The organism is Burkholderia stagnalis, from assembly GCF_902830275.1.
Taxonomy (GTDB): Bacteria; Pseudomonadota; Gammaproteobacteria; order Burkholderiales; family Burkholderiaceae; genus Burkholderia; species Burkholderia stagnalis.
In genome coordinates this window covers 1-441 of the sequence record NZ_CADESW010000100.1, presented here as the reverse complement: position 1 = coordinate 441, position 441 = coordinate 1, and the positions used below count along the sequence as shown (strand labels likewise).

The window sequence follows — 441 nt, the reverse complement described above, 5'->3', positions numbered from 1 at the left end:
ATCGATCGCAGCCGCTTCGGCAAGTTCGCGGGCCACAAGCTGCTGGGCGCGGCCGATTACAAGGTGGTGCATCACTGCAGCAACGGGCGCGCCATCTACAGCTTCTGCATGTGCCCCGGCGGCACGGTGGTGGCGGCCACCTCCGAGCCGGGGCGCGTGGTGACCAACGGCATGAGCCAGTACTCGCGCGCCGAGCGCAATGCGAATGCGGGCATCGTGGTCGGGATCACGCCGGAAGATTATCCGGGCGGCCCGCTGGCCGGCATCGCGTTCCAGCGCAAGTGGGAAGAGCGCGCGTTCGAGCTGGGCGGCGGCGATTATCATGCGCCGGGGCAGTTGGTCGGCGACTTCATCGCCGGCCGGCCGTCCACCTCGCTGGGCTCGGTGGTGCCCTCGTACAAGCCGGGCGTGCGCCCGACCGACCTCAGCACCGCGCTGCCG

Annotated in this window: 1 protein-coding gene; it reads left to right on the top strand. The window is 70.1% G+C overall.

Translation table 11 applies throughout. The features are described from left to right. The coding region (locus HWY45_RS36395; protein WP_341772976.1) for an NAD(P)/FAD-dependent oxidoreductase at window positions 1–441 on the top strand (441 nt) is incomplete at both ends.